Genomic DNA, 22,580 nt, shown 5'->3' on the forward strand with positions numbered 1-22,580 from the left:
GTGAACGTCCCTCCCTCCGGCCGGTCTGAATTTACCTGCCTCTGCGCTGCTGATCGAAACGGATCTTCCGCTCGATTTCCTTGTAAACGCGCTCCACTATCTTGTGAAAATCGATCGCCGGGGTCTCGGGCGGCTGCACAACGTTGGCCTGCAGCTTCACTTCGCTTTGCGTCGTATTCGTACCGCTTCCGCTTCGCGATTCCGTCTCGTGCTCCGCTGCTCTCGGTCTGCTGCGGTATTCCAGCGATGGCGGGCGCAGCAAGTGCGGCTGCATGAAGCTTTCCGCGGCCGCCGGACGTTTTGCGGTCGCCGGTCCTGTCGGACCTTGAACGGGCGCCGATCGTGCCGCCGGACTATCACCGGATGCCAAGGCTAGGCCTGGCGCTTGCGAAATCGGTCGCAGCGTCTGCCGGAGCCGGTATGTTGAAGCAAAAACCGGAAGCCGTTCCGCCGCTCCGATACCGCTGCCGCTTATGGCAAGCATGGATGTCGCGCGGTGTTTGTCGGGAACGGATAATATGCGGGTGAGAATCAGCGCAGGGGCTCCTTCGCCCCGCGGACCTGCGCCTCGTCCTTGAGTCCGTTTCTCCGCAGGCCGAAGCTGCCGCTGAATAACCGTCCGTATCCATTGCCGGTTCAAAATGCGGGTTATATGCGGCTGATCGGTTTCCATGCGATTTGTCCGGAAGCTTTCCCCGAAGCGAAGCTCCGTGATTCGGCCTGATCCGCCGGTCATATCGACGCTTGATACAGCCGCTCCATTCACGGGTTCAAGCCGGCCTCGCAACTTCGTTAGAAGCAGTAAAGTCTGCCACCCTCTCCGAGCCCCGACGATTTCCGCCAACGTGCCTGGCGCCTGCTGCAGTTGCATGAAACCGGTTCTCCACTTCAGCGGGCTTACCGTTCCGGCTGCTTCCGCTTTCCCGCCCGGAGCATAAAGCGCCTCCACCGCCACGTTCGGACTGTCGCCTCTTTCCCTCGGCCCGGGTATTCCGAATAAACGCAGCGCAAAGCGATATGCCGCTGATCTTATCGGTAAATTTGAAGCCGTCTTGTCAGCCTTATCCGGTCCCGGACCAATAACAGGCCGGAGCGCCGTATGCCGAATAGGGACGCTTAATGCCGATCCGGCGCGGAAATCCGCGGCGGTTCCCGGTTGCCTCTGCAAAATCGGAAACAAAAACGGTTTTGCGCTGCGGTCGATTGCCGGGATATTCCTCGTCGACAAATCGTACGCGGCTTGACGGGACATGAGCTGTTCCCCGCGAGGGAAGCCTGCCTGCAATATGCGAGCGATGCGTCCCGCCGAAACGGAAATCTCGCGGACCAGGCGGCTTAATCGGATCGCTTGCTGCCCGCTCTGCCTGTCAGACCGACGGAATACTTGCGGTACGGAAAACGGCGTGAACTGCAACTGCATGTCCCGCCATCCTTCTCCGAAAACGCGCTTTGCCGCAAAGTTTTCCACTGCGCCATCGCCATGACCGCTTCGGTTCGGACGCCCCGCCGCAGCCGCATTTTGCCATACCCGCATATCGCGAACCGACCTGTACGCGTGCTGCAACTGCATCGGACTCGCCGCTGCGTTTGGAGCAGGGTGTCCGAGAGGCCATACCACTCTTTGCAATACGGGCATAGCCCTAAAGACCGCCGCATTCGGCGTTCCGTTTCCTGCCGCTGCCGAAGCGGCATAAGCGGCAGCCGTCTCCGGCCCGCCGCCGATGAACGGCATCGCAGGTATAAACCCACGCCGGCCATTGATCGCCAGAGCAGCTATGATCGCGGTATTTGCGGCAGTTCCGGCACGGGTCGCGAGCTGCAGTGCCGGAAAGCCGGACAGCCGGCTTCCGGGAGCGTCATACGGCCCGATCATTCGCCGTTCTGACGCATAGCCGCCGAATGTGTTTGACCGAACGTTCCGATTCATAAAAACCGGCATCATCCCGCCCCATGCGCGCGCAGCAGCGGTCTGAAAGCCGCCTGACCTGGCTTGCCGGACTGCACGCAGGTCGCTGGGCAGGAAGGCGGTCAGGCCGCTTACGATAGTGCTCCATAAACGGATTATGCGGCTGTCCAAACTGGGCAGGAGTAAATCGCCGCCGCCGGCCATATCCGGCAAATGAGATTGTGAAATAAAAATCGGCCGCGTTTTTTCCCTGCGGGTATCCGTTATGTTTCGCCATACATTTTCAGGGAAAAGCCGCATTCCGCTTTCAGCGTCGGTTAAAGGTACATAACGCGGGAAAAACGCGTCATTTGCACTCTGCATAAACACCTGACCGGCTCGTCCGTTCAGCCGATAGTCGGAAAACAAGGCGTCATCAGGAAGCATTCTCCGACGATTGAACATTTGCTCTATGACAGCCTTTGCCCCGCCTTGCAGCATCGTCGGGAAATCCGTTCCCATGTTGATCGGCGGCAGACCGGGGGGTTGCCCCCGTCCTGGACCTGCCGCCGCACCCGATTCGGGCCCCCGGAATCCCGGCCCCCTTATTCTCGTGCTTCGATCAGAAACCTCCTGCCGAACGAACCTGTTGGCAGCATTTTCCGCAAGGGGCGACAACGTCGACTTCGCTGCGTTTCGCCAAACGATTGCCGCAGGAATCCCGAATAAACCGCTCAACCAAGGCGCATTCGAGCCAACTGGTTGAATCGCAATCTCTCTCGCACTGCCCCCCGTGCGGCCAATAAAGTTTCGTTCGATAAAGCGCAGCTCCGCGCTCTCTGCTCTCCGGATTGGTCCGACAGAAGACAGCAGCATGGCAGGCAATCTGAAAAACATTGCATTCGGCAATCCTCCCACTATATCGGGAGCCGGGGCTGCGTTATTCGGCACGGCCGCCGTTTGACGAAGCATATCGCTGAAAAACGCATGCGGCTGAACGACAGGCCGTCGGCCTGTCCCCGTGCTTTCGGCCGGTCGCTGCTGCCCCCACGCTTGCTCGCGTGCATAAAACATGATCGGGTCCCATTGTGTCCCAGTTGCCCCGCGTATTGCCGACGCACCCACGGGACCGGAATCTCCCTGAATGCCGTCTACCGCCGCTATCCCCGGCTCCGCGCGAGAACCGGAGAAGATCCTAACTGTCGGTCCCCACGATGTTCGAGGCTGCCCGTATACACGCGGAAAACCCGGAAAGCCTGTACTTTTAGGTGCCGACAGCGGTCCCCCTATCTGCTGTGCGCCCCGGATTATGCGAATTTGCGGCTCCGGCGGGAATCTTAATAATCGTTGCCCCGCTTTGAAACCCGGCATATCCGGAACCGGCAGGGGTGCCTGCATTCTCTGCACGACAGGCAGCGCCGAAATCTCCGGCATGCTCCGCACTATAGTCGGAGTCGGAATCCCCGGCATAGATGGAATCGCGGGCAGCGCCGGAATTCCCGCAGGCTTTCCCGGCCCTCCGGTTACGCCCGGCGTTTCGGGCATAACCCGAGCCGCCGGCATACCGGGCCTTCCCTGCAGCGGCGTAAACGCGGTCACCCCCGGCAATCCCGCCCCCCCGGCGGCACTGCGCTTGCCAAGCACCATTGCGGTATCGGCGATCCTCGAGTATATCAACCGCAGATTTCCGTTTTCGCCGGTCGGCCCAAATGCGAAGCCGCGTTTTTCCGGGGCAAAATACTCCTTAATCCCCGGAATGAGCCCGTAAGCGGGTAACACCGCCGCATTCCAGTTGCGACGCCCGAGCTGCCCGGCCAAGCGAAAAGGATCCGCGGCCGGCTGTCTCTCGAGCATACGACCAACGCCCATGCCCGGCCATAGGGTTTCAGCCGCCGGTTCGCGGCTTTGCCCGGCCGTCCCGGCCAACTCTCGTCCGCGCGCGGCGAACCCATTGTCGCGGCCGGGCAGCTTTTGTCCCGCTCCCGAGACGGGAGCCTGTCCCAACCGTCCCGCGGAAGCCGCCGTCTGCTGGAGGAGCAAGAGAGCCTGCAGCCGCCGCATCGTCAGCGCCTGGTTCGTAAAAAAGGACGCCTCCTTGCTGTGCAGCGCTGTGAGCTCCAGCCGAATCTGCACATGGAACCGATTCAGCGTGTGCCAAACGGATTCGCCCCCCGCATCCGGAGCAAAAACATCCGGCTCTCTGAAAACAAGCGGCACGATCCCCAAATACGGCCTTTTCACGTACCCGTATTTGGACATGATCGCTTCGGCGAAACTTCGCGAGCCTGGTTGTTCCCGCACAAACCGCGAAGGCTGCAAGCGCACTCGAATCATACGTTTTCCCCTTATCCGCCCGTCAAGTATACCGTCTTGAGACCCTGGTGCACGATCTCCAGCGTCTCAACGGCTATCTCGTTGCCATGTGCGTTCAAGTCGCTGCCGATCCACTTCACCGGGTAAGCCCCGACAAAATCCCACCGGCACAGCTGTTTGCCGTCCTGCCTTTGCAAAATAACCGAACCTTGCCGCCGCTCGATTTTCCCCATCGTCACGTTGCTGTACCATTCCCAGAGCTTGGACGACTCGGTGATGCCCCGCTTGAAAACAAGCGGCGGGCTGGACGTTTTTTTCGGAAAGCGGTGCACGTAATCGTTGAGTCCTCCCTCTCGGTATTCCTCGAATTCGGTCTCCACCTGCAGCCCCCTCACCTCGGAAAAACCCGAGACGCCTTCAATTCCTTTGATTTCCACCAAAAACCGAAAAGCGCCGCTAGGATTGCTCATGTTGTCCACCTCGTTTAAAACACGTCAAAAATGTTTTCCGGCTCGTCGTTGAACTTCCGGTTGATTTTGGAAATCTCTTCACACCATCTGCGGCGGTCGCGATGCTCCATCGCCATAATTTGATCGTGAGGCCAGTGGAAGTGGTAAGCGATAAAGGCGACCTCCTCGAGCAGCTTCTCCGCAGGATAAACCGTCAAACCGCCTCGTTCCCGGCTAAAAAATCGATCGGCGCCTCATGCTCGTGGCCGCACTTCGGACAAACGGTCTGAACGCGCGGAGAATCGGCCTTGTTGATTTCCTGGTAAAACCCTTGAAGAAACGCCAAATCCGCCGTAAACAGATTTTCGATGACCATCGTATCGATCGCCTTCAGGTCCCCTAGCTTTGTAATGACACGCGCCAGCAAAATAATCGTCAAGTAACTCGGATTCGACTGCACGCGGTGGTCGCGCAGCGGAGCGATTTCATCGGCGGCCGTCGCCAGCCTCATGACGCCCCGCTTATGCAAATTGCCGTTTTCATCCACATACCCTTTCGGCAGCTCGAATGCATACTCCGTTTTAAAAACCATCCCTGATGCCTCCCTTTGGTTGTCCGGCTAGAGGAGCGAAAAAGCAAGCCGCCTTGCGGCGTGCCCATCCGCCCCGCCTATGGTTCCTGCTATTTTTTGCGGGTCATGCCCTCGTGAGCGATTTCCAGCAGCTCGATGGCTACCTCGTTGCCCGTCCCTTTAAAATCCGGCGCGGTATATTTGCACGGCCACGCATTGATGACCGTCCAGACCGCCTTCTCCTGCCCCACCTCGTCGATCGCCGTAATGGTGACGGATTTTCGCGCGATCTTGCCGTTAATGGCGTCCTCCATCCACTTGTACATATCCATCGAGTCCGTAACGCCCCATTTTAGCGTAATGTTGCTGTACTTGGTCAGACCCGGCAACTTGCGGGCCGTCGTCGCCGTTTCATTTCCTTCGCGGTACTCGATCACTTCGATGGAAGCGTCGTAGCCGGACACCTCGCTGAAACCGGCCTGCGTAATGTTGTCCAATTGAACCTTAAAGCGAAAGTTGCGATACGGATCTATACGATCTGGCATGAATGGTTCCCCTCACTTCGTTAAAAGATGCTGCCGCTTTAGCTGGCGTCTCCGCCGGTTTTTTGCGTGATGCGGAAGATGACGAACTCCGCCGGCTTCACAGGCGCTATGCCGATGACGCATATAAGCCTGCCGTTGTCGATGTCGTCCTGGGTCATCGTGCTGTGGCCGATCTGGATGTAGAACGCTTCGGACGGGCTCGACCCCATCAAGGCACCGCTGCGCCATACGCTGGTCAAAAACGCGTCGATCGTCAAATTGACGCGGCCCCACAACGTCTGATCGTTAGGCTCGAACACGACCCAATTCGTTCCCTGCTTGATCGACTGCTCGATGTAAATAAACAATCTTCGAACGTTGACGTATTTCCACAACCCGTTGGAGGAAAGCGTTCTGGCGCCCCATACCCGAATGCCTTGACCGGTGAAGGCGCGTATCAAATTGACACCGAGCGGATTTAAAATGTCCTGTTCGCCGACGTTGTACTGGCAATCCAGCCCCAGGCAGCCGCGAACGACCTCGTTGGCCGGCGCTTTATGTACGCCCCTCGTGTTGTCCGAGCGGGCATAAATTCCCGCCATCGAGCCGGAAGGAGGGATGAAAATATTCCGTTTCTCCAGCGGATCGTACACTTGAAGCCACGGATGATATAATGCGGCATAAGACGTGTCGAACAAATTGCGGTGGCTCTGCACCTCGTCCGTTTTTTTCTTGTGCTGCGGAATATCCAGGACGGCGAAACGGCTTGCCAGGTTTTCGCAATGCGCGACAAGCGCGAGCTGGGTAGCCGGGTCCGTGACGCCGGGAATGCTGATGATGCTTACTTCTTCGTTGTCGATGAACGCCTGAATCCCCGAACGTTTTCCCGGTCCTCCGTCCGCCCCTATGTATATGTCCGCCGGGAATTTGCTCGGATCGTCGGAAACGGTGCCGTCGGTTCCGCCGGCGAAGAATATCCGGTATATCGGCGGCTTGCCGTCCACGGGCGTTTCCGGCTTGCCGGCGAGCGTTTGAAACGGAGGCGTAATCCCGGAGGACGCCGTTTTGCCCAGACCCGCAGGCTCGTTCCCTTCATCGCCCGCATCGTTCGGACCGGCAGCCGGATCTTCCGCCGCTTTCGCAGGCGTCTGCACGTTTTGGGCGAAAACGATCAGTTTCGAGCGTCCCACGACCTTCTCGATGTAATTGGCGGCCGAGTCGTTCAGGGAGCAGTTTTCATACGTTTCATTTTCTTGCCCGCAATAAACGTTTAACGTTACTTCGCAGGTGGTCAGCAGCTTGACCGGAGGCAGCGTCTTGCCGTCGTCGACCACATCCGCATCACCGGCCAAATGGGACTCAAGAGTGATGATGTCGTCATGAACCGCCGTGATCTTGTTGTATGCTTTGGTTTTGCCGTCCGTCGTGAAAGCGACGATGTCGCCTGGGCTAAAGCCGGATGAATTTTTTACCCGGTATTGGAGAGAGCCGGCGGGATCGCCGACAACCGCCGTGATCGTCGTCTTTGCTTTGCTGGCCGGGGTAAACTCTAGACGGATCTGATTGCCCCAGGTTCCCGGATTTTTGGCGGCAAATCCTACCGTTGTGAGCAGCGTCGCTGCCGAAGCGGCCTTGGCATCTTCGGGTGCTACCCGCATCACATAACAGCGGCTCCCCCCGTTCATAAAGAAATGCTCCACGGCATACGCCAAATACCGCATGGAACCGTACGGATTCACCGGCAAATAAGATCCGTACTGGCGCTGAAAATCGCCGAAGCTCGTCACCAGCTGCGGCAGTCCCTCAACGCTCCCCCTCTCCGCCATGCCGATAAATCCGGCAGTGCTCGTACCGACCCCTTGCATCGGCACGCCGCCGCTGTCAAACTCTTCCACATACACTCCTGGCGATCTGTACTCTGGCATTATTACCCGGTTTCAAAAATCGAAACCAGTTCCTCCCTCCTGGTGGGTTTATATAGAAGACCGGCCGTGTGGTCCGATCGACTAATCATAATTGAATGCGGCCGGCGTAGTTCGACACGCCTTCCAAGATGTTCAGTTCCTTGAAGGCCGATCGCCCTGCGTATGTGATATCAAGCCTGACGGCAACCTGTTTGGTCCGGCAGCCGCGCAAAGCGAGCGCAGCCTCGCCTCTTTCATCGCTTCGGGACGAGGCGACGGGCAGAAGCGCGGCTCCCCTTTTGTAGCCGACAGGCAGGGGCGGGGAAAGCTCGAAGGTCCTCGGATCGCCATGCAATCCGGATACGGCATACGTTTGCTCCGAAACGGCGGTTTTATCCTTGATGCGGTATGTATCCCCGATGCTCACCGGTCCGGTCAGACCGGCAAGCCGGACGACCTGGCCGCCTTCCTCGGCATCCGCCGCCAGCCTCGCTCTCGCGCAATCGTCGGTCAGCACGCTTGCGATGACAATCGCGCCGGCCAAAGGCTGCCCGGAAGCGCTGCGCAAAGCGGCGCGAACCACCGTTTCCCTGTCGCCGAACGGATATTCGGGTCTCGGTTCGAGCGCCGCGTAAACGACCGGGTCCTCCGGCTCTAAGGACGCCATATCGACGGAGATCGCCCGCTCGAAAAACAAAGGCGACCGCACAGAAACCGTATACGTTTGCGGAAAAAGATCGACGAAAGCGTAAATGCCCCCCTGCTTGGCGATCGGCCGCCGGGATGTCTCTGCGAGCGTAACCGTAACGGAGCCATCGGGCGGCGGGCCGCCGGTGCAAGTATCGATTAGCCGGATGACAAAAGAAAGCCGGATCGTTGCGATGCGAATAACCCCCTTGTCATACGCCTTCCATCCTCGTATTGCTCCCGCGGACCCGCGGCTTGACCGAAAACTTGCCCGAATCGATGAAGACAGGCCCTACCAAATAGCTGACAGACAGCTTATAGGGCATTTGCGGAAATAATGACAGCATCGTATCGAGCGGAAGAGACTCGCGCACGATGCGGATCGCTTCGCGGTTTTCGGCAAGCGTGCCGCGCAGCGACGAATTGTCGATAATGCCGTTTTCGTGAAACACCTGCATCGCCCTGCCCAAAATAAGATGCTCGTCGAGCGCGCGGGTTTGCGGATCGGCTGCGGAGTGGGCCGTCATCAAATAGTTCAGCTCCACCGCCATCGGCGGCTTCGAGCCGCCGCCCTGCCCGGAGAACGCAGCTTGCCGGTATTCTATGCACTCCTTGATGCTGTAAAGAAACAACGTAAGGCCGAAGTCCCCCTTCTCCGCAGGGGAAGCGAGACCTACAAGCTCGGGACGCGCTATCGGATATGGAGTCAATTGCTCCCGAAGCAGCCCGATCAACGTTTGGCTCACATCGGCGATCGCCGTATAATCTCCCATAAACCCACCTTCGCTTAATAGGACGGCATCCGTTACGCCTCCGCATATTCGTCCCAATCGTTATCCGATATGATTTTGCCGTTTTTTTGCAGCTCGTAGCGCGCTGCCTGCATAATTTGACGCATTCCTATCGGCTCTCCCGCCTCCGCGGCAAGAAATGCCGACGACACAGCAATATTTTTGATATGTCCTCCGGAAAGCTCCAGCTTGCGGCCGAGATAAGCGAAATCGACCTCCTCCGACAGGGGCGCTTCCTTCGGAAAAAGCGAACGCCATATGTTTTCCCGGTAAGAAGCGTCCGGAAACGGAAACTTGACAATATAGCCGATGCGGCGCATAAAAGCCTCGTCGATATTTTGCAAATAGTTGGTGGCCATGATGCAGACGCCCTCGTACTCTTCCATTTTTTGCAGCAGGAAGGACGTTTCCATGTTGGCGTATTTGTCGTGCGAATCTTTCACCTCAGACCGTTTGCCGAACAGGGCGTCGCACTCGTCGAAAAACAAAATCGCATGGCTGAGCTGGGCTTCGCGAAACAGGTCATGCAAGTTTTTCTCCGTTTCGCCTATGTATTTGCTGACGACCTGGGCCAGGTCGATTTTATAAATCTGCAGCGCCAGCTCGCCCGCGATCACCTCCGCCGCCATCGTTTTGCCCGTGCCGGGCGGTCCGGAAAAGAGCATGCTGACGCCTTTGCCGTACGAAAGCTTGCGCGAAAAACCCCACTGGCCGTACACGATATGCCGATATTTGATCTGACTGCATGCATTTTGCAGCTGCCTGATTTGCTCCTTCGGCAAAACGACGTCGCTCCAGCCGTATTTCGGCTTCAGCCTCGTCGCCTTCGTCTCCAGACGATGCTGCGCCCCGCGATAGCAGGCTGCAATCACATGCTCGTAACGGATTTGCCCCGCATTCGGGCCATCCCCGGCATCCCACATGCTGAGCGTATGCGCCTGTTTCAGCGCCTGCACGATGCGCCCCGGGGTAAAGCGAAATGCGCCGGCGACCATCCCCCACGGGATGCCCGTCCGATCCATCGGGTAATTCCCGGACAACGTCGACCATAACCTTTCCCTCTGCCCTTCGTCCGGGATGCCGATCTCCGCTTCGATACATAAGCGCTGCTCGGCATGATCCGGTTTCCAGGACCGTTCCGACAATAAAAACACTATCTGCGGGAAGTGCTTAAGAGACGCCGAAAGCGCATCCAGCTTTTTGCTTGCCGCCGGATCCTCCTGCAGAAGTGGATCGAGCCGGCGGAAGCAGAGAACGGCCTGCTGCAGATGCGCCTCGCGGGTCACGTGCGTCAGCAGCTCGCCAAGCGGTTTGTCCTCCTGCAGCATACGCCCTGCATCCACGACAAGCAGCGGCTTTCGGAAAAACGAGCAAAAGTGCCGGACCTGAAACAGCTTGCCGGCTCCGGAAGCGCCGAACAAACAAAACAGCAGCCCATTATGCCCTTCGGAGTCCGCTTCGTCCGCCCTGCGGGCAAACGTCCTCAGCTTGTCCTGAAGCTTTTGGTCCACGAGCAGCTCGCCCGGATTGTCCTGTGGGCGGATCAGCTCGCAAAACGAAGAAAGCCGCCGGTCCAACCTGCCGGTGCCGAGCATAAACTCGACGATTCTTTCATCGAGCTGGAGCGGCTGGCTTAGCAGAGTGCCGCCGGGTGGCTGGGGAATCGGCGATAAGAACAGACGCTGCAGCGTGCTGCCGGCGGAAAAGCAGCTTCGCAGCTGCAGCTTCTCCTCCTCCGTGCGGCCAATCAGCTGCATGACCAGCTCCGCCGAGGCGGTTTTGCGGGTAACGTCGTCCTGCAAATAAGCGTAAATTTTCTCGTATTTCCGGTGAATCTCCGGCGCCAGACAGATGATCACGCACTGTTCTTCGCAGGCGGATAACCCGAAAACGCGGGATACATACTGCAGCGGCATGACAATCTGCCTTTCGGTCCCAAGCTGCAAGCGCTGCTCTATTTCCGCCTCCAGCGCCCCGATTCGCCAATCTTCGTCTTCTTCGGAAGCCGCTTCGGGCCCGCTCAGCCAATGCAGCACCTCCTGCTCGGACATGACGAGACCTTTCAAATGATCGAACGGATTGTCCGCGCCGGCCGCTCTTCGCTTCAGCCAAAGTGAATGAAGTTTCAAATCCAGCAGTGTCAATTCGGCCTGCAAATGTTCCGCAATTGTAGAAAACGGCTCATGCTGCTTGCTCTCCGCGACTCGCTTCGCCAAACATCCACCCCTCCGATCATAACGGCAACTTACCCGATCGCCGCCAGCGGCTCTTATATGCAACATACCAGGAGATAAGTCCCACTTCGTTAATAAAGGAACTATTCGACGATCGCCAACATTTTCCTCCTGCATTTTCAAAAAAATAACATAATATGCCGCATGGATCTTTCGAAATTCGACGGTGTGTTCCCGGAATCCCGGTTCCCGCTCTTTCGACAAAGCCTTTCCAGTGAACGTGGCCTTGGAATAACGGATTCATATCGCCAAGTTGGCAATATCGGCCATGATTTTTTAAGTCAAAAAGGGTATGTTGGAAATGTCGATAGTATCCATCTTTTTCTCGACCCGGAGGGATTTATGAAAATGGAGCCGCAGGTGAACCTGCTTGTCATTGTCGCCGACCAGTGCCGTTACGATTGTATCGGGTATGCCCGGAAATATCCGGTGCGGACGCCGAATTTGGACCGGCTCGCATCCGCGGGGGCGTGGTTTACGAACGCATTCACGCCGATCCCCGTCTGCTGCCCGGCCCGGCAAGCATTTATTCGCGGCCGCAGAGCGGAAACGTTCGGAGCGCTGTGGAATTTCAGCGGCGCCCTCAAGGTGTCCGCCCTGTCCCCTGAGCAGTACGCATGGCCCAAAGAATTGTCCGAAGCTTACCGCTCCTGCTATATCGGAAAATGGGGTGTGAATCCGGAGCATGACCCGATGGAATACGGCTTCGGCGAGTATATCGGGGAACGGGAATACGCTGAATTCCGCAAACAGACCGGCATTCCTGCGCCGAGTGCGAACGGTTACTTCGGCGAAAACGATCGCATTTCGCTGGAGCAATCCCGGACCCACTGGCTTTCCTCGCAAGCGGTCCGGCGTATCCATGCGTTCGCCAAGGAACGGAAGCCGTGGCACCTTCAAGTGCATTTTCCCGAGCCGCATTTGCCGTGCAGGCCGTCCAGCCCTTTCAGCGAGATGTATTCTCCCGCCGACATTCCGGAGTGGCATAATTTCAAGGAATCGTTTGCAGGCAAGCCTTACATCCAAAAGCAGCAGCTTTATAACTGGGGCATCGAGGGTTATACGTGGCAGGATTGGTCGGAAATCGTCGCCCGCTACTACGCCGTCATCAGTCAGATGGATGACGCGGTCGGACACATTTTGCAGGCTTTGGAGGACGCGAATCAGGCAGAACATACGATCGTCGTATTTACCGCCGACCATGGGGATATGTGCGGAGCCCACCGGATGATGGATAAGCATTACATTTTGTACGACGACGTCGTTAAAGTACCCTTGATCGTGCGCTGGCCCGGGATGGTTCGGAATGGAACCGTATGCGACCGGTTCGTGTGCAACATGCTGGACCTTCCCCCCACGCTGCTGGAGGCGGCCGGCCGTATGCCGGCTTCCGCCGATTTTCACGGCAGGTCCTTGCTGCCGCTGCTCCAGGGCGCTCCGGTTCCCGATTGGCGGGAAGAAGCGGTCGCCACTTACAACGGGCAGCAATTCGGGCTTTATACCCAGCGGATGATCCGGACGAACGAATGGAAGTACATCTGGAATACGACGGACACCGACGAGCTGTATCATCTGGAAGACGACCCGGGAGAGCTCGTCAACCGGATCGGCGATTCTTCCTGCCGCAATGTCGTGGCCGAGCTTAGAACTCGGCTGTATCAAACGCTTCTTGCCGAAGGAGACGGACTTGTGCAAAACGAGTGGATGCGCGATCAGCTGCTGCGGGGACGAAAGCTGTGACTTGATGAAATCCCCCGTCAAGCACGACATCCCCCAACGCGCATCGGAGAACCCGAATCGGGGAAAACAACTCTCGATCCCGCGTCCGAGCCCCGGCAAGTCAAAACCCGCCTTGCGGCAAGGCGGGTTTTCCCACGACTCCGGTACCTAATTTATCCGCTGCGTTTCCTTGCTGCGCCTACTTCGCCTCTTTCGCCTGAAGCGTCCGTGCGGTCCGCGCATTGCCGATATACAGCGCATCGTACGCTTCCTGCGACGTTTTGAACGGACCGCTCCCCTTGCCATGCCAATCGAGATTCGTATACATCGGGTTCGTCCGTCCGGTCTCCCGCTCGCGCTTTTGTATGTACGCTTCCATCCGGCTAGTCAAGAGCTGGATGATTTCCGGCTCCTGCTCCGCCACATTGTTCAGTTCGAGCGGGTCTTCAATCAGGTTGTACAGCTCGATCTCCGGTTTGAAATGGAAATCCGGCTCCAGCGCGCGAATCAGCTTCCAATGAGGCGTCCGCCAGCCGTGTTTTCTCATCCAAGTGCATTCGGTGATGTAAAACTCGCTGACAGGCTTTACGGAACTGCCTTCCAAAAGCGGAACCAGGCTTCGTCCATCGAGAGCCTTCGCCCCCTCCAGACCCATCAGATCGAGGATCGTCGGCATAATATCGCTGATCAGGGTAATGTCCGCAACGCGTTTGCCGGCCGGCACTTTACCCGGAAACTTGATGATCAGCGGAACGACCAGCGTGCAGTCGTACAATCCGTGATGATCGAAGTAGCAATCGTGCTCGTACAGCGTTTCGCCGTGATCCGACGTGATCACGACCAGCGTATCCTCATCCAGGCCGAGCGACGAAACGTGCTCCATCAGGTTTTGGATACAGGCGTCCATATAGGCGACAGCTCCGTCATATTGGGCGCATACATACTCCTGATCGGTCACCCCCTCCGGAATCCACGATTTCAGAAAATCGGCGAACGGCTTGAAGCCGTACACCGGGTCCATGGAACGGTTGGACGGATCGCGCTCGTCTTTGCCGTAGAACAGCCGCTCGAAAGGCTTGGGCGGCAGGTAGGGCGAATGTGGGTCCATATGGCGCAGGAACAGGAAAAACGGTTTATCCTCCCCGGCCAGCCGGTTCAGCTCCGGGATCGTGACGTCGTTCAAATTTTCCGCTTTCGGGCATCTTCCTTCCTCGTCCGGCATCCACGCCTCGTAGTCCAAATATTTGTCGAAGCCGCGTGACGACGGATTGCCCGTGAACCCTACGCAGGTCGTGTTATAGCCGTTTTCGCGCAGCACTTCCGCCAGCGTTCTGACGTGGTTTCCGATCGGCCCTTTATGCCTGAGCGCAACCACGTCGGTGCCGAAGATGTCCTGCCCGGTCAGCATGCTCGCATAAGCGGGAGTCGTCGGGATGCTCGGACTGAAGTGCTGCTCGAACAAAACCCCTTCGCGCGCCAGTTTATCCAGGTGCGGCGTCGTCAGCCTGCCGTAGCCGTAAGCGCTCATCCGGTCGCGGCGCAAGCTGTCGATGCCGAAAACAATCAGGTTCGGTTTGTTTGTTGCCATATCGTTCACTCCCCTATCAGGCGGATATGCGGCGCTCAAGCGGTCACCTTGCGCCAAGCTGCTTCAGGCAAGCATTCAGGTAACCGTACGTTTCGGCGGCGATAATGGAGATTTGCGCCAGCGAATGCTCCGGCTTCGCACCGATCACTTCGAGTACGACTGGACCGTCGTACTGATGGTCGACCATCGCCTTGCAGTAGGCGAACAGATTGATGTCCCCGCGCCCGCACGCCTGCAGTTCGATCGGTCCCGGCCCCTGTTCGCGGCCTTTGCAGTCGCGGATATGCACGTGCTTCACGCGGCTGATCACCGCCGGCAGCGCCGTTTCCGGGTCCTCCCCCGCCCGGTAAATATGGCTCGGGTCCATGTCGATGCCGAATGCGGGGGAGGTCACCTCGGCCATCGCCCGCTGCGTCGTCGGCGTATCGAAGATCGACTGGCCGACGTGTGCCTTCACGCACAGCGTCACGCCAAACGACGCGGCTTGCTCCGACATGCGCTGCAGCATATCGATCGATTTTTGCACATCCTCCTCCACACCGGATTTCCCTCCGGGTCCTACATTCACGATCGGAATGCCGATTTCCGCAGCCGCCTCGAAGGCGGTCAAGAGGCGCTGCTCGCTTTTCACGCCGGCAAATTCCATGGACAGCAGAGCCAGACCGTTTTCCTGAGCGGCCGTTCGGATCTGCGCGGCCTGCTCCTTCCACCGCGCCAGCTCGAGATGCTCGCACATGCCTTCAATCGCGGAAACCTCCACCCCGTCGTAACCGCACAGCGCAATGTGACGGGCCGCCGTCTGAAAGTCGAATTCCTTGAATAACACCGAATTCACGCCAAGCTTGATCATTGTCGATACACTCCTTTATCTAAAAAACTCATCCCGCAAAAGACCGGCTTACATGACAAGCGGATCGCCGTGGAACGGCGGAAGCGGCTGCGGCCTGACGACGGCGCCGCCCTGTTCATACGACTCCATCGCCGCGAACGTATATTCAAGCACGGCCAGTGCGTCCCGCCCGGAAGCCCGGATATGCTCGCGCGGAACGCCATTTGCGATGTCTTCGAGGAAAGCGTGCAGCCGGTTGTTGAACGTCGTATTAAACTCGGTCACGCCGGATTCCGTCACCTCCGGCGCCGGATGCGAACCGATCGCCGGCACACCCTTTTGCGCCCGCCAGTAGGATACCTTCTCCACGCAGTTTTCGATCGTGAAGGTGCCTCTCGTTCCGCCTACCTCCATGCTCCACCAGCCGCCCAAACCGTACGTCGCGTCGCCGCGTTGGCTGAGCAAATAACCCGCTGCGCCGCTGGCGAATTTGACGTGGATGCTGTTGATCGATACCGTGACATCGCCGGCGCTTTTCCGGAAGCCCGCCTGGTTCGAGAACGTCTGGATATGCGTAATATCGCCGCAAAAATACCTCATTACGCTGAACGGATGGGTTAAAAACGCTTTCATATGGAAGTAGGGACGGTCCTTGTCCTTCATCGTTTTCGGCGCGCTGTACAGCTCCTCCCCGCCGTTGAAGCCCATCTTGGCCAGACAATAAACGACTTCCCCGACATCCCCCGAATCCATATATTGCTTGGCTCTTTCCGCCGGTGCGGTAAAGTAATGATTCAGGTTGCAGCCGAGATATACTTTCTTCTGTTCGGCAAACCGCACAAGCTCCCGGCCTTCGCGGATATCGCTCGACAGCGGCTTTTCCACAAGCACGTGCTTCCCGGCGTCGATCGCCTGCATCGCCGGCTCGAAGTGCCAGCTGCCGTTTTCGATGCCGCCGGTCGTCACATCGACGATCTGCAGATCGGGCTCGCTTTCGAGCATTTGCCGCAGGCTGTAATACGCTTTGACGCCGTATTTTTCCGCTGCCTTGTCCGCCCGCTCCTTCACGACGTCGCATACCGCCAGCACTTTCGCGAGCGGGTCCTTCGAGTAGCATTCCGCGTGGCGCATGCCAATTCCGTTCATCCCGACAATGCCGATGTTCAAAGCCATAGTTTGCGCCCCTGGGCCCGGAGACGTCAGGCCCGGAGACTGCACCACCTTTCCTGGATTATGGTAAACCTTACATATTTATCATACGACAGCCGGAACGCCGCTTTCATGGCCGATTGCGACATTCTGACAGCCGATTGTGTCGTCATGCCCGGCGCTGGTCGCCGGCTTCATATGCGTCGGAAATGACCGGGATAGACCTACGTTTGCCGGTATAGGAGCTTTCCCGGTATTTTCCCGGGGAACAGCCCACAAGCCGCTGGAACAGCTTGCTGAAAAAAGCGGAATCGTCGTAGCCGACGCGCCCGGCGATCATGATCACCTTCTCCTCCGTTTCCGCCAGCAATGTTTTTGCCCGTTCGATGCGGATCTGATGGATCATATCGAACACCGTCATGCCGAGTTCATCCTTGAAAATGCGGTTCAGCTGCCGCGAGCTGATGTTGAACAGCTTGCAAATATCGGGAATGCTCAGCTTCTTGTCGTAATAGCGCTCCAAATAACCGCAAATGCGGCGCACGAGCAGCTCGCGCTCGCTGTTGCGCGCAGAGCCGCGGACGGCCTGCTTTTCCCTGTGCCTGTAAAAACGCGACAGCAAAATGAGCAGCTCCACCATCTGCAGGCGGATCAGCGCTTCGCAGCCGGGCTGCCGGCCGGAGAGCTCGTTCATCATCGCTTCCAGCAAAAACAGCACCCGGGCCGCATCCTGGCCGCGCAGGTTGAGCTGATTATGGAAGCGCTCTTTTTTATTCAGAAAAGGATGCACGTAGAAGTAATCCATCGATTGATGAATGCCGAGCTCCAGCAGCATATTGCTTTGGATCAGGTCCGACAAAAAGAGGCAGTTGATGATTTCGAGCTCCTTGCCCATCTTGATCTCGTACGTATGCACTTCGCCCGGATTGATGATAAATACGTCGCCGGCCCGGATCTCGTAAGCGTTGCCTTCGAAGACGTGCAGCGCTTCGCCGCGCACCACGTACACCAGCTCGACAAAATCGTGTCCGTGAAGAGAAGGCACATGATCATGATCATGAAAATACCGGTCAATCCAAAACGGGAAAGATCGTTCCTTCATAAACTGGCTGCTGCTATAACGGTTCTCCAATGCAAGGCCCTCCTTTGATTTCCTCATTTAAGGTCAACGGCCGTTTGAAAGCAATAAGAACTGTCCGTGCATCCTGAAAAAATTCTATCGATGGTCGCTGCGGGCATCGTACCGCTCCCTGCGGGGATCGGACCGCCACTCGTCCCACGTCATGCCGGCCTGCGCCAAAATCGTCTCAATTCGTCTGCGAAACGGCAGCCCCTTTTCGCTGAGCTGGTGATGCATCGGGTCGGGCCGGCCGGCGAGCTTCGCTTGAACGAACTCAATCAGATCGCGTTCCAGCTCTGAGGCAACATCGGGCAGGCGCTCCGCGAGATTGTTCGTCTCCTCCGGGTCCGCAAGCAAATCGTACAGCTCCCGCAGCGGCCGCGTGAACGGCCCCGAATCGTAATAACGGATGAACTTGTATCTCTCCGTCCTTACAGCCCGGGCCGCCTGCCAGGCGCACTCGCTTAAGTATATGCGCCCGTTCGTCCCTTTCGAATCGGTACCTTCGATGCAAGGCCATAAACTTTTCCCGTCAAGCGTCCCCGTCTCACGCAGCGCCTCAAGCTCGATCCCCGCAGGCTGCCCGCGGCGCACCGCCTCCATAATCGTCGGCAGCAAATCCGCATGCTGCACCAAACCGCCGATTCGCTTGCCCTGCGGAATGCGTCCCGGCCAGCGCATTATGACGGGAACGTGCACCGTCTGCTCGTACAGCCCGCAATGATCCCAGTAGATATCGTGCTCCGTCAAGCTTTCGCCGTGATCGCCGAACAGCACGAGCAGCGTTTCCTCGCGGATGCCGAGAGCTTCAAGCGCTTCGTCCAGCTCGCGGAGACGGTCGTCGAGGTAGCGGATTTCCGCGTCGTACAGCGCGCTGACATAATCGCTGTCCGTTACCGGGCCGAGATGGCAGTAATGATGATGCTTAAAAAACGGATACGCCGGATGGTTGTAAGCGCGTTCCATGCTGCGGTTGGCAGGGTCGAACCGGTCGCGCCCGGCCGGATAAAACTCCCCGACGTACGATTCGGGAGGCAAATACGGAGTATGCGCGTCCCAGTAGTGCAAAAACAGAAAAAACGGCCCGGTACGATGCTGGCGCAGCCAGGCGAGCGCAAGCTCGTTTACCGTTTTGCCGTCGATCCAGCGCGTCCTGCCGGAGCTGTTGATATAGTAGCGGTAGCCTCTGGCAAACCACTCCTTCAGGTGATACAAGTTGTCGACCGCCGCCGTCGTAAATCCGGCCGACCGCAGCATCGCCGGCAACCATCCTTCCGATTTCGGAAGGTAGCTGAGGTCCGAGCCGTGCGATACGACGCCGGTCGTCAGGCCGATTTTGCCGGTAAAAATCGACGTATGCGCCACTTCCGTCGGGATATCGGAGGCGTACGCCCGCTCGAACAGCACCCCCTCGGAGGCGATGCGGTCCAGATAAGGGCTGGTCGGCTTTGCGTAGCCATAACACCCCAAACGGCTCGCGCGGAGCGTATCCAGCGAGATCATAATAATGTTCATAGCCGGTTCCTTCCTCTCAGCCACTCGATGATGGCGCCTGCGTTTTCGGCGAGCGGCCGGTTTTCCGTATCGATGATGAGATCAGGCCGCTCCGGCTCCTCGTAAGGGTCGGAGATGCCGGTGAAATGGCCGATCTCCTGCCTGCGCGCCTTGGCGTACAATCCTTTCACATCCCTCTTTTCGCATTCGGCCAAAGAACATTGCGCATAAATTTCCACATAACCGGGAAGCAGCGTGCGAAGATAATTCCGCATTTCGCGGTATGGGGTGATCGCCGAAACGATCACGTCGACCCCATGCCGCGACAGCAGCGAAGCGATATACCCGATGCGCCGGATGTTTTCCATTCGTCCCTCGCGGTCGAACCCAAGCCCTTTGCAAACCCGCGCTCTCAGCTCATCGCCGTCGAGCAGCTCCACCCCCCGGCCAAGCCGGACCATATACCCGTACACTTCGCGGGCGGTTGTCGTTTTTCCTGCACCCGACAGCCCGGTGAACCAAAGGACGTTCCCTTCCCGTTTATCCATCGCTGCGGCCTCCTTTAATTCGTCGCCAGTATGCACATGTTCGCTACAAACCTGCGGCGGGTACGTCAACCGCTTCACCTCCGGACTGGTGCGAGAGAATCGCCGCTTCAATCACTTCCTGCGCGGCGAGCGCGTCGGCTCCCGAAGCTTCGATCTCCTCCGGCGGCGCGCCGTTTTGAATCTGTACGATAAACCGCTCGAGCCGCCGGTTAAACGTATCGTCGAAGCCGAGCATGCCGCGCATGATCGGATTGCGCAGAGCCGTCGTCTCTTCGCTTCGGTGCGGGTACAGCGTGATGCTTTCGTATACGTTTTCGATCACGAAACGTCCGTCCGTGCCGGCAGCCTCGCACCATTCGATCGGATGCAGCATCGACATGTCGTAGCTGCCCGTCAGATGCCCCACCGCGCCGCTGGCAAACTGCATGTTGACGCTCGCCGTCGACCACGTGGACCGCCCCGGCGCTTTGGTCATAAACGACTGCACGCGGCGAATGTCTCCGAACATGTACCGCATCACGTCGATAGAATGCGGATGCAGCGCCCGCATATGAAACCATTCGGTATCGTCAGCTTTATTGGCGATCGTCAACCGCATATTCAGGAAGAGCGGCGCGCCGAGCTTGCCTTGGCCGATCCATTCCCTGCCTTTGGCCGCCGCCGGCGTAAAGCGGTGGTTCAGGTTGCAGGCGAAGCGGACGCCCTTGTTCCTGGCCGCCCGCACCATTTCCCGGGCTTCTTCGATGCTGTTGGAGATCGGCTTTTCCACGAGCACATCCTTCCCCGCTTCGATCGCCGCCATCACCGGAGCGAAGTGATGGCTTCCTTTCTCCTCGCCGCCCGTCGCGACACACACCATATCGATCTCCTCATTCGCAAGCATGGCGGACAAATCCGTATATGCCTTCGTTTGGAAAGCCTCCGCCGCCTGCCGGGCCCGGTCCTCCAGCAAATCGCAAACCGCAACGAGCTCCGTATCCGGATGGTCTTTGTAGAAACGGCAATGAATGCCGCCGATCCGGTTTACCCCCACTACCGCTACGCGAATCATAGCGAGCGCCTCCTTCCTGCGGATCAGCCTTTGACGGCTCCGGCCGTCATGCCGGCCACGATCTTTTTATTGAAAAATAAAAACAAGACAAGCGGCGGAATCGAAATGAGCACGATATCAGCGAACAGCAAGTTCCACTCCGTTTTATAAATGCTCGTGAAGTTGTACAGCGTCAGCTGCACCGTCGCGTTCTCCGATCCCGGCAAAAAATACAGCGGGTTCACGAAGTCGTTGAATATGCCGACCGCCGTCAAAACGACAATTGTCGAGGTGACCGGCTTCAGCAGCGGGAACACGATGCTGAAAAACAGCCTGAGTCCGCCGCATCCGTCGATAAACGCGCTTTCGTCCAGCTCCTTCGGAATCGTCGCCATGAAAGCTTTATACAATATCGCCGCAAACGGAAAATGCAGCGCGACCTCGACGAGCGTAAGCCCGGTCATCGTTTTGAACAGGCCGATGCCGTTCAGCACCCAGATCGTCGGCACAATCGCCGGAGGAATCATCAGTCCGGTCAAGATGAGGAAATTGATAAGCGACGACGCTCTGCCTCCCTCCCTGCGCTGCAGCACGAATCCGGCCATCGAGCAGACGATCACCAGCACGACGATGGAAAAGACGGTCAGCACCGTGCTGTTGTAAAATGCGCGGACCACCATGTAATCGTCGGCCGTCAGCACCGTTTTGTAATTGTTCAAGGCTTCGAACGCCGTCGGAAGAGCCATGTTGAACAGGGAGGCTTCCGCGCTGTTTTTGAATGAATTCATGATAACGAAGTAAAACGGCACCCAAAAGATTAATGTCGACAGCAGCAGCGAAATCAAACCGGTTACCCACTGGCTTTTGCTTCTGCTCATAGGTCAACCTCGCTTCTGTTCAAAAACTTGTACAGCGGGAAGGCGAGTACGGAAACGACGATAAACAGGATGACGTTGCCCGCTGTGGCGAGGCCGTAAAAGCCGGCCTGATATTGTTTATAGATGATCGAGGCGATAAGGTCGGTCGTGAAACCCGGTCCGCCCTTGGTCATCGCCCAGATCAGGTCGAAGCTGCGCAGCCCGCCGATGAACGCCAAAATAATGACGGAATTCATGGCCGGACGGCTGAGCGGAAGCGTAATATGCCGGAAGCTGTCGAAATTATTGCCTCCGTCGATTTTAAGCGCTTCATAATAATGCTGCGGGATCGATAAAATGCCCGCTATGTAGATGACCGTCGCGATGCCGACCCCTTTCCACACGTCGACGAAAGCGACCGACAAGAGCGCCAGCTTGACGTCTCCGAGCCAGTCCGGGCCGCTGATGCCGACGGCGGCCAGCGCTTTGTTGATGATCCCCTCCGTCGGGTGCATCATGCTGCTGAAGGCGATGCCGACGGCGATCGTACTGAGCAGCGTTGGAAAGAAGATGACCGATCTCAGGTAATCCTTGAACAAAATCCGGGACGTCAGGAACGTGCCGAGCAGGAGCCCCAGGATCACCTTCAGCCCGCAGGTGACGACCGCATAGATCAGCGTATTTCGAAAGCCGATGCTGAGGGAGTCCTCGGAGAAAAACATCTGAAAGTTTTCCAGGCCGATAAATTCCCATTTCGTGAGCGTCCACCGCGTCAAGCTGAAGAAAACCGACATGATCGTCGGCAGCAAATAAAAGACGAAATAAATGATGCCTGCCGGCAGCAGCAATGCATACGAGTACTTGTTCTTAAATACTTGCGTCATAGGT

General features: G+C 57.7%; 19 protein-coding genes. 1 reads left to right on the plus strand and 18 read right to left on the minus strand.

What is annotated here, in order from left to right:
• Window positions 1-31: 31 nt before the first annotated feature.
• From MYS68_RS12350 to MYS68_RS12390, 9 genes are all read right to left on the minus strand, one after another.
• A complete protein-coding gene (locus tag MYS68_RS12350; RefSeq protein WP_248926126.1) occupies window positions 32-4,219 on the minus strand; it encodes a hypothetical protein in 4,188 nt (1,395 codons plus the stop codon).
• 11 nt (window positions 4,220-4,230) lie between these two features.
• Window positions 4,231-4,668, minus strand: a complete 438-nt coding sequence (locus MYS68_RS12355; RefSeq protein ID WP_248926127.1) for a phage tail protein — start codon at window positions 4,666-4,668, stop codon at window positions 4,231-4,233.
• A 14-nt stretch (window positions 4,669-4,682) separates the two neighbouring features.
• Complete coding sequence (locus tag MYS68_RS12360; protein ID WP_248926128.1) at window positions 4,683-4,865, minus strand: DUF6760 family protein; 183 nt, start codon at window positions 4,863-4,865, stop codon at window positions 4,683-4,685.
• Window positions 4,862-5,239, minus strand: coding sequence for a phage tail assembly protein (locus tag MYS68_RS12365; RefSeq protein ID WP_248926129.1), 378 nt, complete (start codon window positions 5,237-5,239; stop codon window positions 4,862-4,864). Before MYS68_RS12365 ends, MYS68_RS12360 begins: the two co-directional genes overlap by 4 nt.
• Before the next feature lie 89 nt (window positions 5,240-5,328).
• On the minus strand, window positions 5,329-5,763 hold the full coding sequence (locus tag MYS68_RS12370; RefSeq protein ID WP_248926130.1) for a phage tail protein: 435 nt from the start codon (window positions 5,761-5,763) through the stop codon (window positions 5,329-5,331).
• Between the two features lie 38 nt (window positions 5,764-5,801).
• Window positions 5,802-7,637 (minus strand): phage tail sheath family protein, encoded by a 1,836-nt coding sequence (locus tag MYS68_RS12375; protein WP_420852113.1) that lies wholly within the window; start codon window positions 7,635-7,637, stop codon window positions 5,802-5,804.
• A gap of 115 nt (window positions 7,638-7,752) precedes the next feature.
• The gene (locus tag MYS68_RS12380) at window positions 7,753-8,313 is read right to left on the minus strand and encodes a hypothetical protein (protein WP_248926132.1); all 561 of its coding nucleotides are present in this window, start codon (window positions 8,311-8,313) and stop codon (window positions 7,753-7,755) included.
• 232 nt (window positions 8,314-8,545) lie between these two features.
• Window positions 8,546-9,106, minus strand: coding sequence for a Pvc16 family protein (locus MYS68_RS12385; protein ID WP_248926133.1), 561 nt, complete (start codon window positions 9,104-9,106; stop codon window positions 8,546-8,548).
• 32 nt (window positions 9,107-9,138) lie between these two features.
• On the minus strand, window positions 9,139-11,340 hold the full coding sequence (locus MYS68_RS12390) for an ATP-binding protein (protein ID WP_248926134.1): 2,202 nt from the start codon (window positions 11,338-11,340) through the stop codon (window positions 9,139-9,141).
• A 360-nt stretch (window positions 11,341-11,700) separates the two neighbouring features.
• Between MYS68_RS12390 and MYS68_RS12395 the strand changes: the two genes are divergently transcribed.
• Window positions 11,701-13,098, plus strand: a complete 1,398-nt coding sequence (locus MYS68_RS12395; RefSeq protein ID WP_248926135.1) for a sulfatase family protein — start codon at window positions 11,701-11,703, stop codon at window positions 13,096-13,098.
• 178 nt (window positions 13,099-13,276) lie between these two features.
• On the opposite strand, the gene MYS68_RS12400 is transcribed toward MYS68_RS12395, so the two are convergent.
• From MYS68_RS12400 to MYS68_RS12440, 9 genes are all read right to left on the minus strand, one after another.
• Window positions 13,277-14,665 (minus strand): sulfatase family protein, encoded by a 1,389-nt coding sequence (locus tag MYS68_RS12400; RefSeq protein WP_248926136.1) that lies wholly within the window; start codon window positions 14,663-14,665, stop codon window positions 13,277-13,279.
• A gap of 43 nt (window positions 14,666-14,708) precedes the next feature.
• Window positions 14,709-15,515, minus strand: a complete 807-nt coding sequence (locus tag MYS68_RS12405) for a sugar phosphate isomerase/epimerase family protein (protein ID WP_248926137.1) — start codon at window positions 15,513-15,515, stop codon at window positions 14,709-14,711.
• A 48-nt stretch (window positions 15,516-15,563) separates the two neighbouring features.
• The gene (locus tag MYS68_RS12410; RefSeq protein ID WP_248926138.1) at window positions 15,564-16,667 is read right to left on the minus strand and encodes a Gfo/Idh/MocA family protein; all 1,104 of its coding nucleotides are present in this window, start codon (window positions 16,665-16,667) and stop codon (window positions 15,564-15,566) included.
• A gap of 145 nt (window positions 16,668-16,812) precedes the next feature.
• Window positions 16,813-17,775 (minus strand): helix-turn-helix domain-containing protein, encoded by a 963-nt coding sequence (locus MYS68_RS12415; RefSeq protein ID WP_248926139.1) that lies wholly within the window; start codon window positions 17,773-17,775, stop codon window positions 16,813-16,815.
• A gap of 84 nt (window positions 17,776-17,859) precedes the next feature.
• Window positions 17,860-19,278: a sulfatase family protein gene (locus MYS68_RS12420; RefSeq protein WP_248926140.1), complete on the minus strand. Its 1,419-nt coding sequence runs from the start codon at window positions 19,276-19,278 to the stop codon at window positions 17,860-17,862.
• Window positions 19,275-19,805 carry an adenylyl-sulfate kinase gene (gene cysC, locus MYS68_RS12425; RefSeq protein ID WP_248926141.1) on the minus strand — a complete coding sequence of 177 codons (531 nt, stop codon included), beginning with the start codon at window positions 19,803-19,805 and terminating at the stop codon, window positions 19,275-19,277. Before cysC ends, MYS68_RS12420 begins: the two co-directional genes overlap by 4 nt.
• 43 nt (window positions 19,806-19,848) lie before the next feature.
• Window positions 19,849-20,856 (minus strand): Gfo/Idh/MocA family protein, encoded by a 1,008-nt coding sequence (locus MYS68_RS12430; RefSeq protein ID WP_248926142.1) that lies wholly within the window; start codon window positions 20,854-20,856, stop codon window positions 19,849-19,851.
• Between the two features lie 23 nt (window positions 20,857-20,879).
• On the minus strand, window positions 20,880-21,713 hold the full coding sequence (locus MYS68_RS12435; protein ID WP_248926143.1) for a carbohydrate ABC transporter permease: 834 nt from the start codon (window positions 21,711-21,713) through the stop codon (window positions 20,880-20,882).
• Window positions 21,710-22,576, minus strand: coding sequence for a carbohydrate ABC transporter permease (locus MYS68_RS12440; RefSeq protein WP_248926144.1), 867 nt, complete (start codon window positions 22,574-22,576; stop codon window positions 21,710-21,712). The genes MYS68_RS12435 and MYS68_RS12440 overlap by 4 nt, the downstream gene beginning before the upstream one ends.
• Window positions 22,577-22,580 lie beyond the last annotated feature (4 nt).

The organism is Paenibacillus hamazuiensis, from assembly GCF_023276405.1.
GTDB classification, from domain to species: domain Bacteria; phylum Bacillota; class Bacilli; order Paenibacillales; family NBRC-103111; genus Paenibacillus_AF; species Paenibacillus_AF hamazuiensis.

What these genes read in the sequence shown, in the direction of transcription:
- MYS68_RS12350 (WP_248926126.1), bottom strand. Translation starts at nt 4,219, where the DNA reads ATGATTCGAGTGCGCTTGCAGCCTTCGCGGTTTGTGCGGGAACAACCA.
- MYS68_RS12355 (WP_248926127.1), bottom strand. Translation starts at nt 4,668, where the DNA reads ATGAGCAATCCTAGCGGCGCTTTTCGGTTTTTGGTGGAAATCAAAGGA.
- MYS68_RS12365 (WP_248926129.1), bottom strand. Translation starts at nt 5,239, where the DNA reads ATGGTTTTTAAAACGGAGTATGCATTCGAGCTGCCGAAAGGGTATGTG.
- MYS68_RS12370 (WP_248926130.1), bottom strand. Translation starts at nt 5,763, where the DNA reads ATGCCAGATCGTATAGATCCGTATCGCAACTTTCGCTTTAAGGTTCAA.
- MYS68_RS12380 (WP_248926132.1), bottom strand. Translation starts at nt 8,313, where the DNA reads ATGGCGTCCTTAGAGCCGGAGGACCCGGTCGTTTACGCGGCGCTCGAA.
- MYS68_RS12385 (WP_248926133.1), bottom strand. Translation starts at nt 9,106, where the DNA reads ATGGGAGATTATACGGCGATCGCCGATGTGAGCCAAACGTTGATCGGG.
- MYS68_RS12395 (WP_248926135.1), top strand. Translation starts at nt 11,701, where the DNA reads ATGAAAATGGAGCCGCAGGTGAACCTGCTTGTCATTGTCGCCGACCAG.
- MYS68_RS12400 (WP_248926136.1), bottom strand. Translation starts at nt 14,665, where the DNA reads ATGGCAACAAACAAACCGAACCTGATTGTTTTCGGCATCGACAGCTTG.
- MYS68_RS12405 (WP_248926137.1), bottom strand. Translation starts at nt 15,515, where the DNA reads ATGATCAAGCTTGGCGTGAATTCGGTGTTATTCAAGGAATTCGACTTT.
- MYS68_RS12410 (WP_248926138.1), bottom strand. Translation starts at nt 16,667, where the DNA reads ATGGCTTTGAACATCGGCATTGTCGGGATGAACGGAATTGGCATGCGC.
- MYS68_RS12420 (WP_248926140.1), bottom strand. Translation starts at nt 19,278, where the DNA reads ATGAACATTATTATGATCTCGCTGGATACGCTCCGCGCGAGCCGTTTG.
- cysC (WP_248926141.1), bottom strand. Translation starts at nt 19,805, where the DNA reads ATGGATAAACGGGAAGGGAACGTCCTTTGGTTCACCGGGCTGTCGGGT.
- MYS68_RS12430 (WP_248926142.1), bottom strand. Translation starts at nt 20,856, where the DNA reads ATGATTCGCGTAGCGGTAGTGGGGGTAAACCGGATCGGCGGCATTCAT.
- MYS68_RS12435 (WP_248926143.1), bottom strand. Translation starts at nt 21,713, where the DNA reads ATGAGCAGAAGCAAAAGCCAGTGGGTAACCGGTTTGATTTCGCTGCTG.
- MYS68_RS12440 (WP_248926144.1), bottom strand. Translation starts at nt 22,576, where the DNA reads ATGACGCAAGTATTTAAGAACAAGTACTCGTATGCATTGCTGCTGCCG.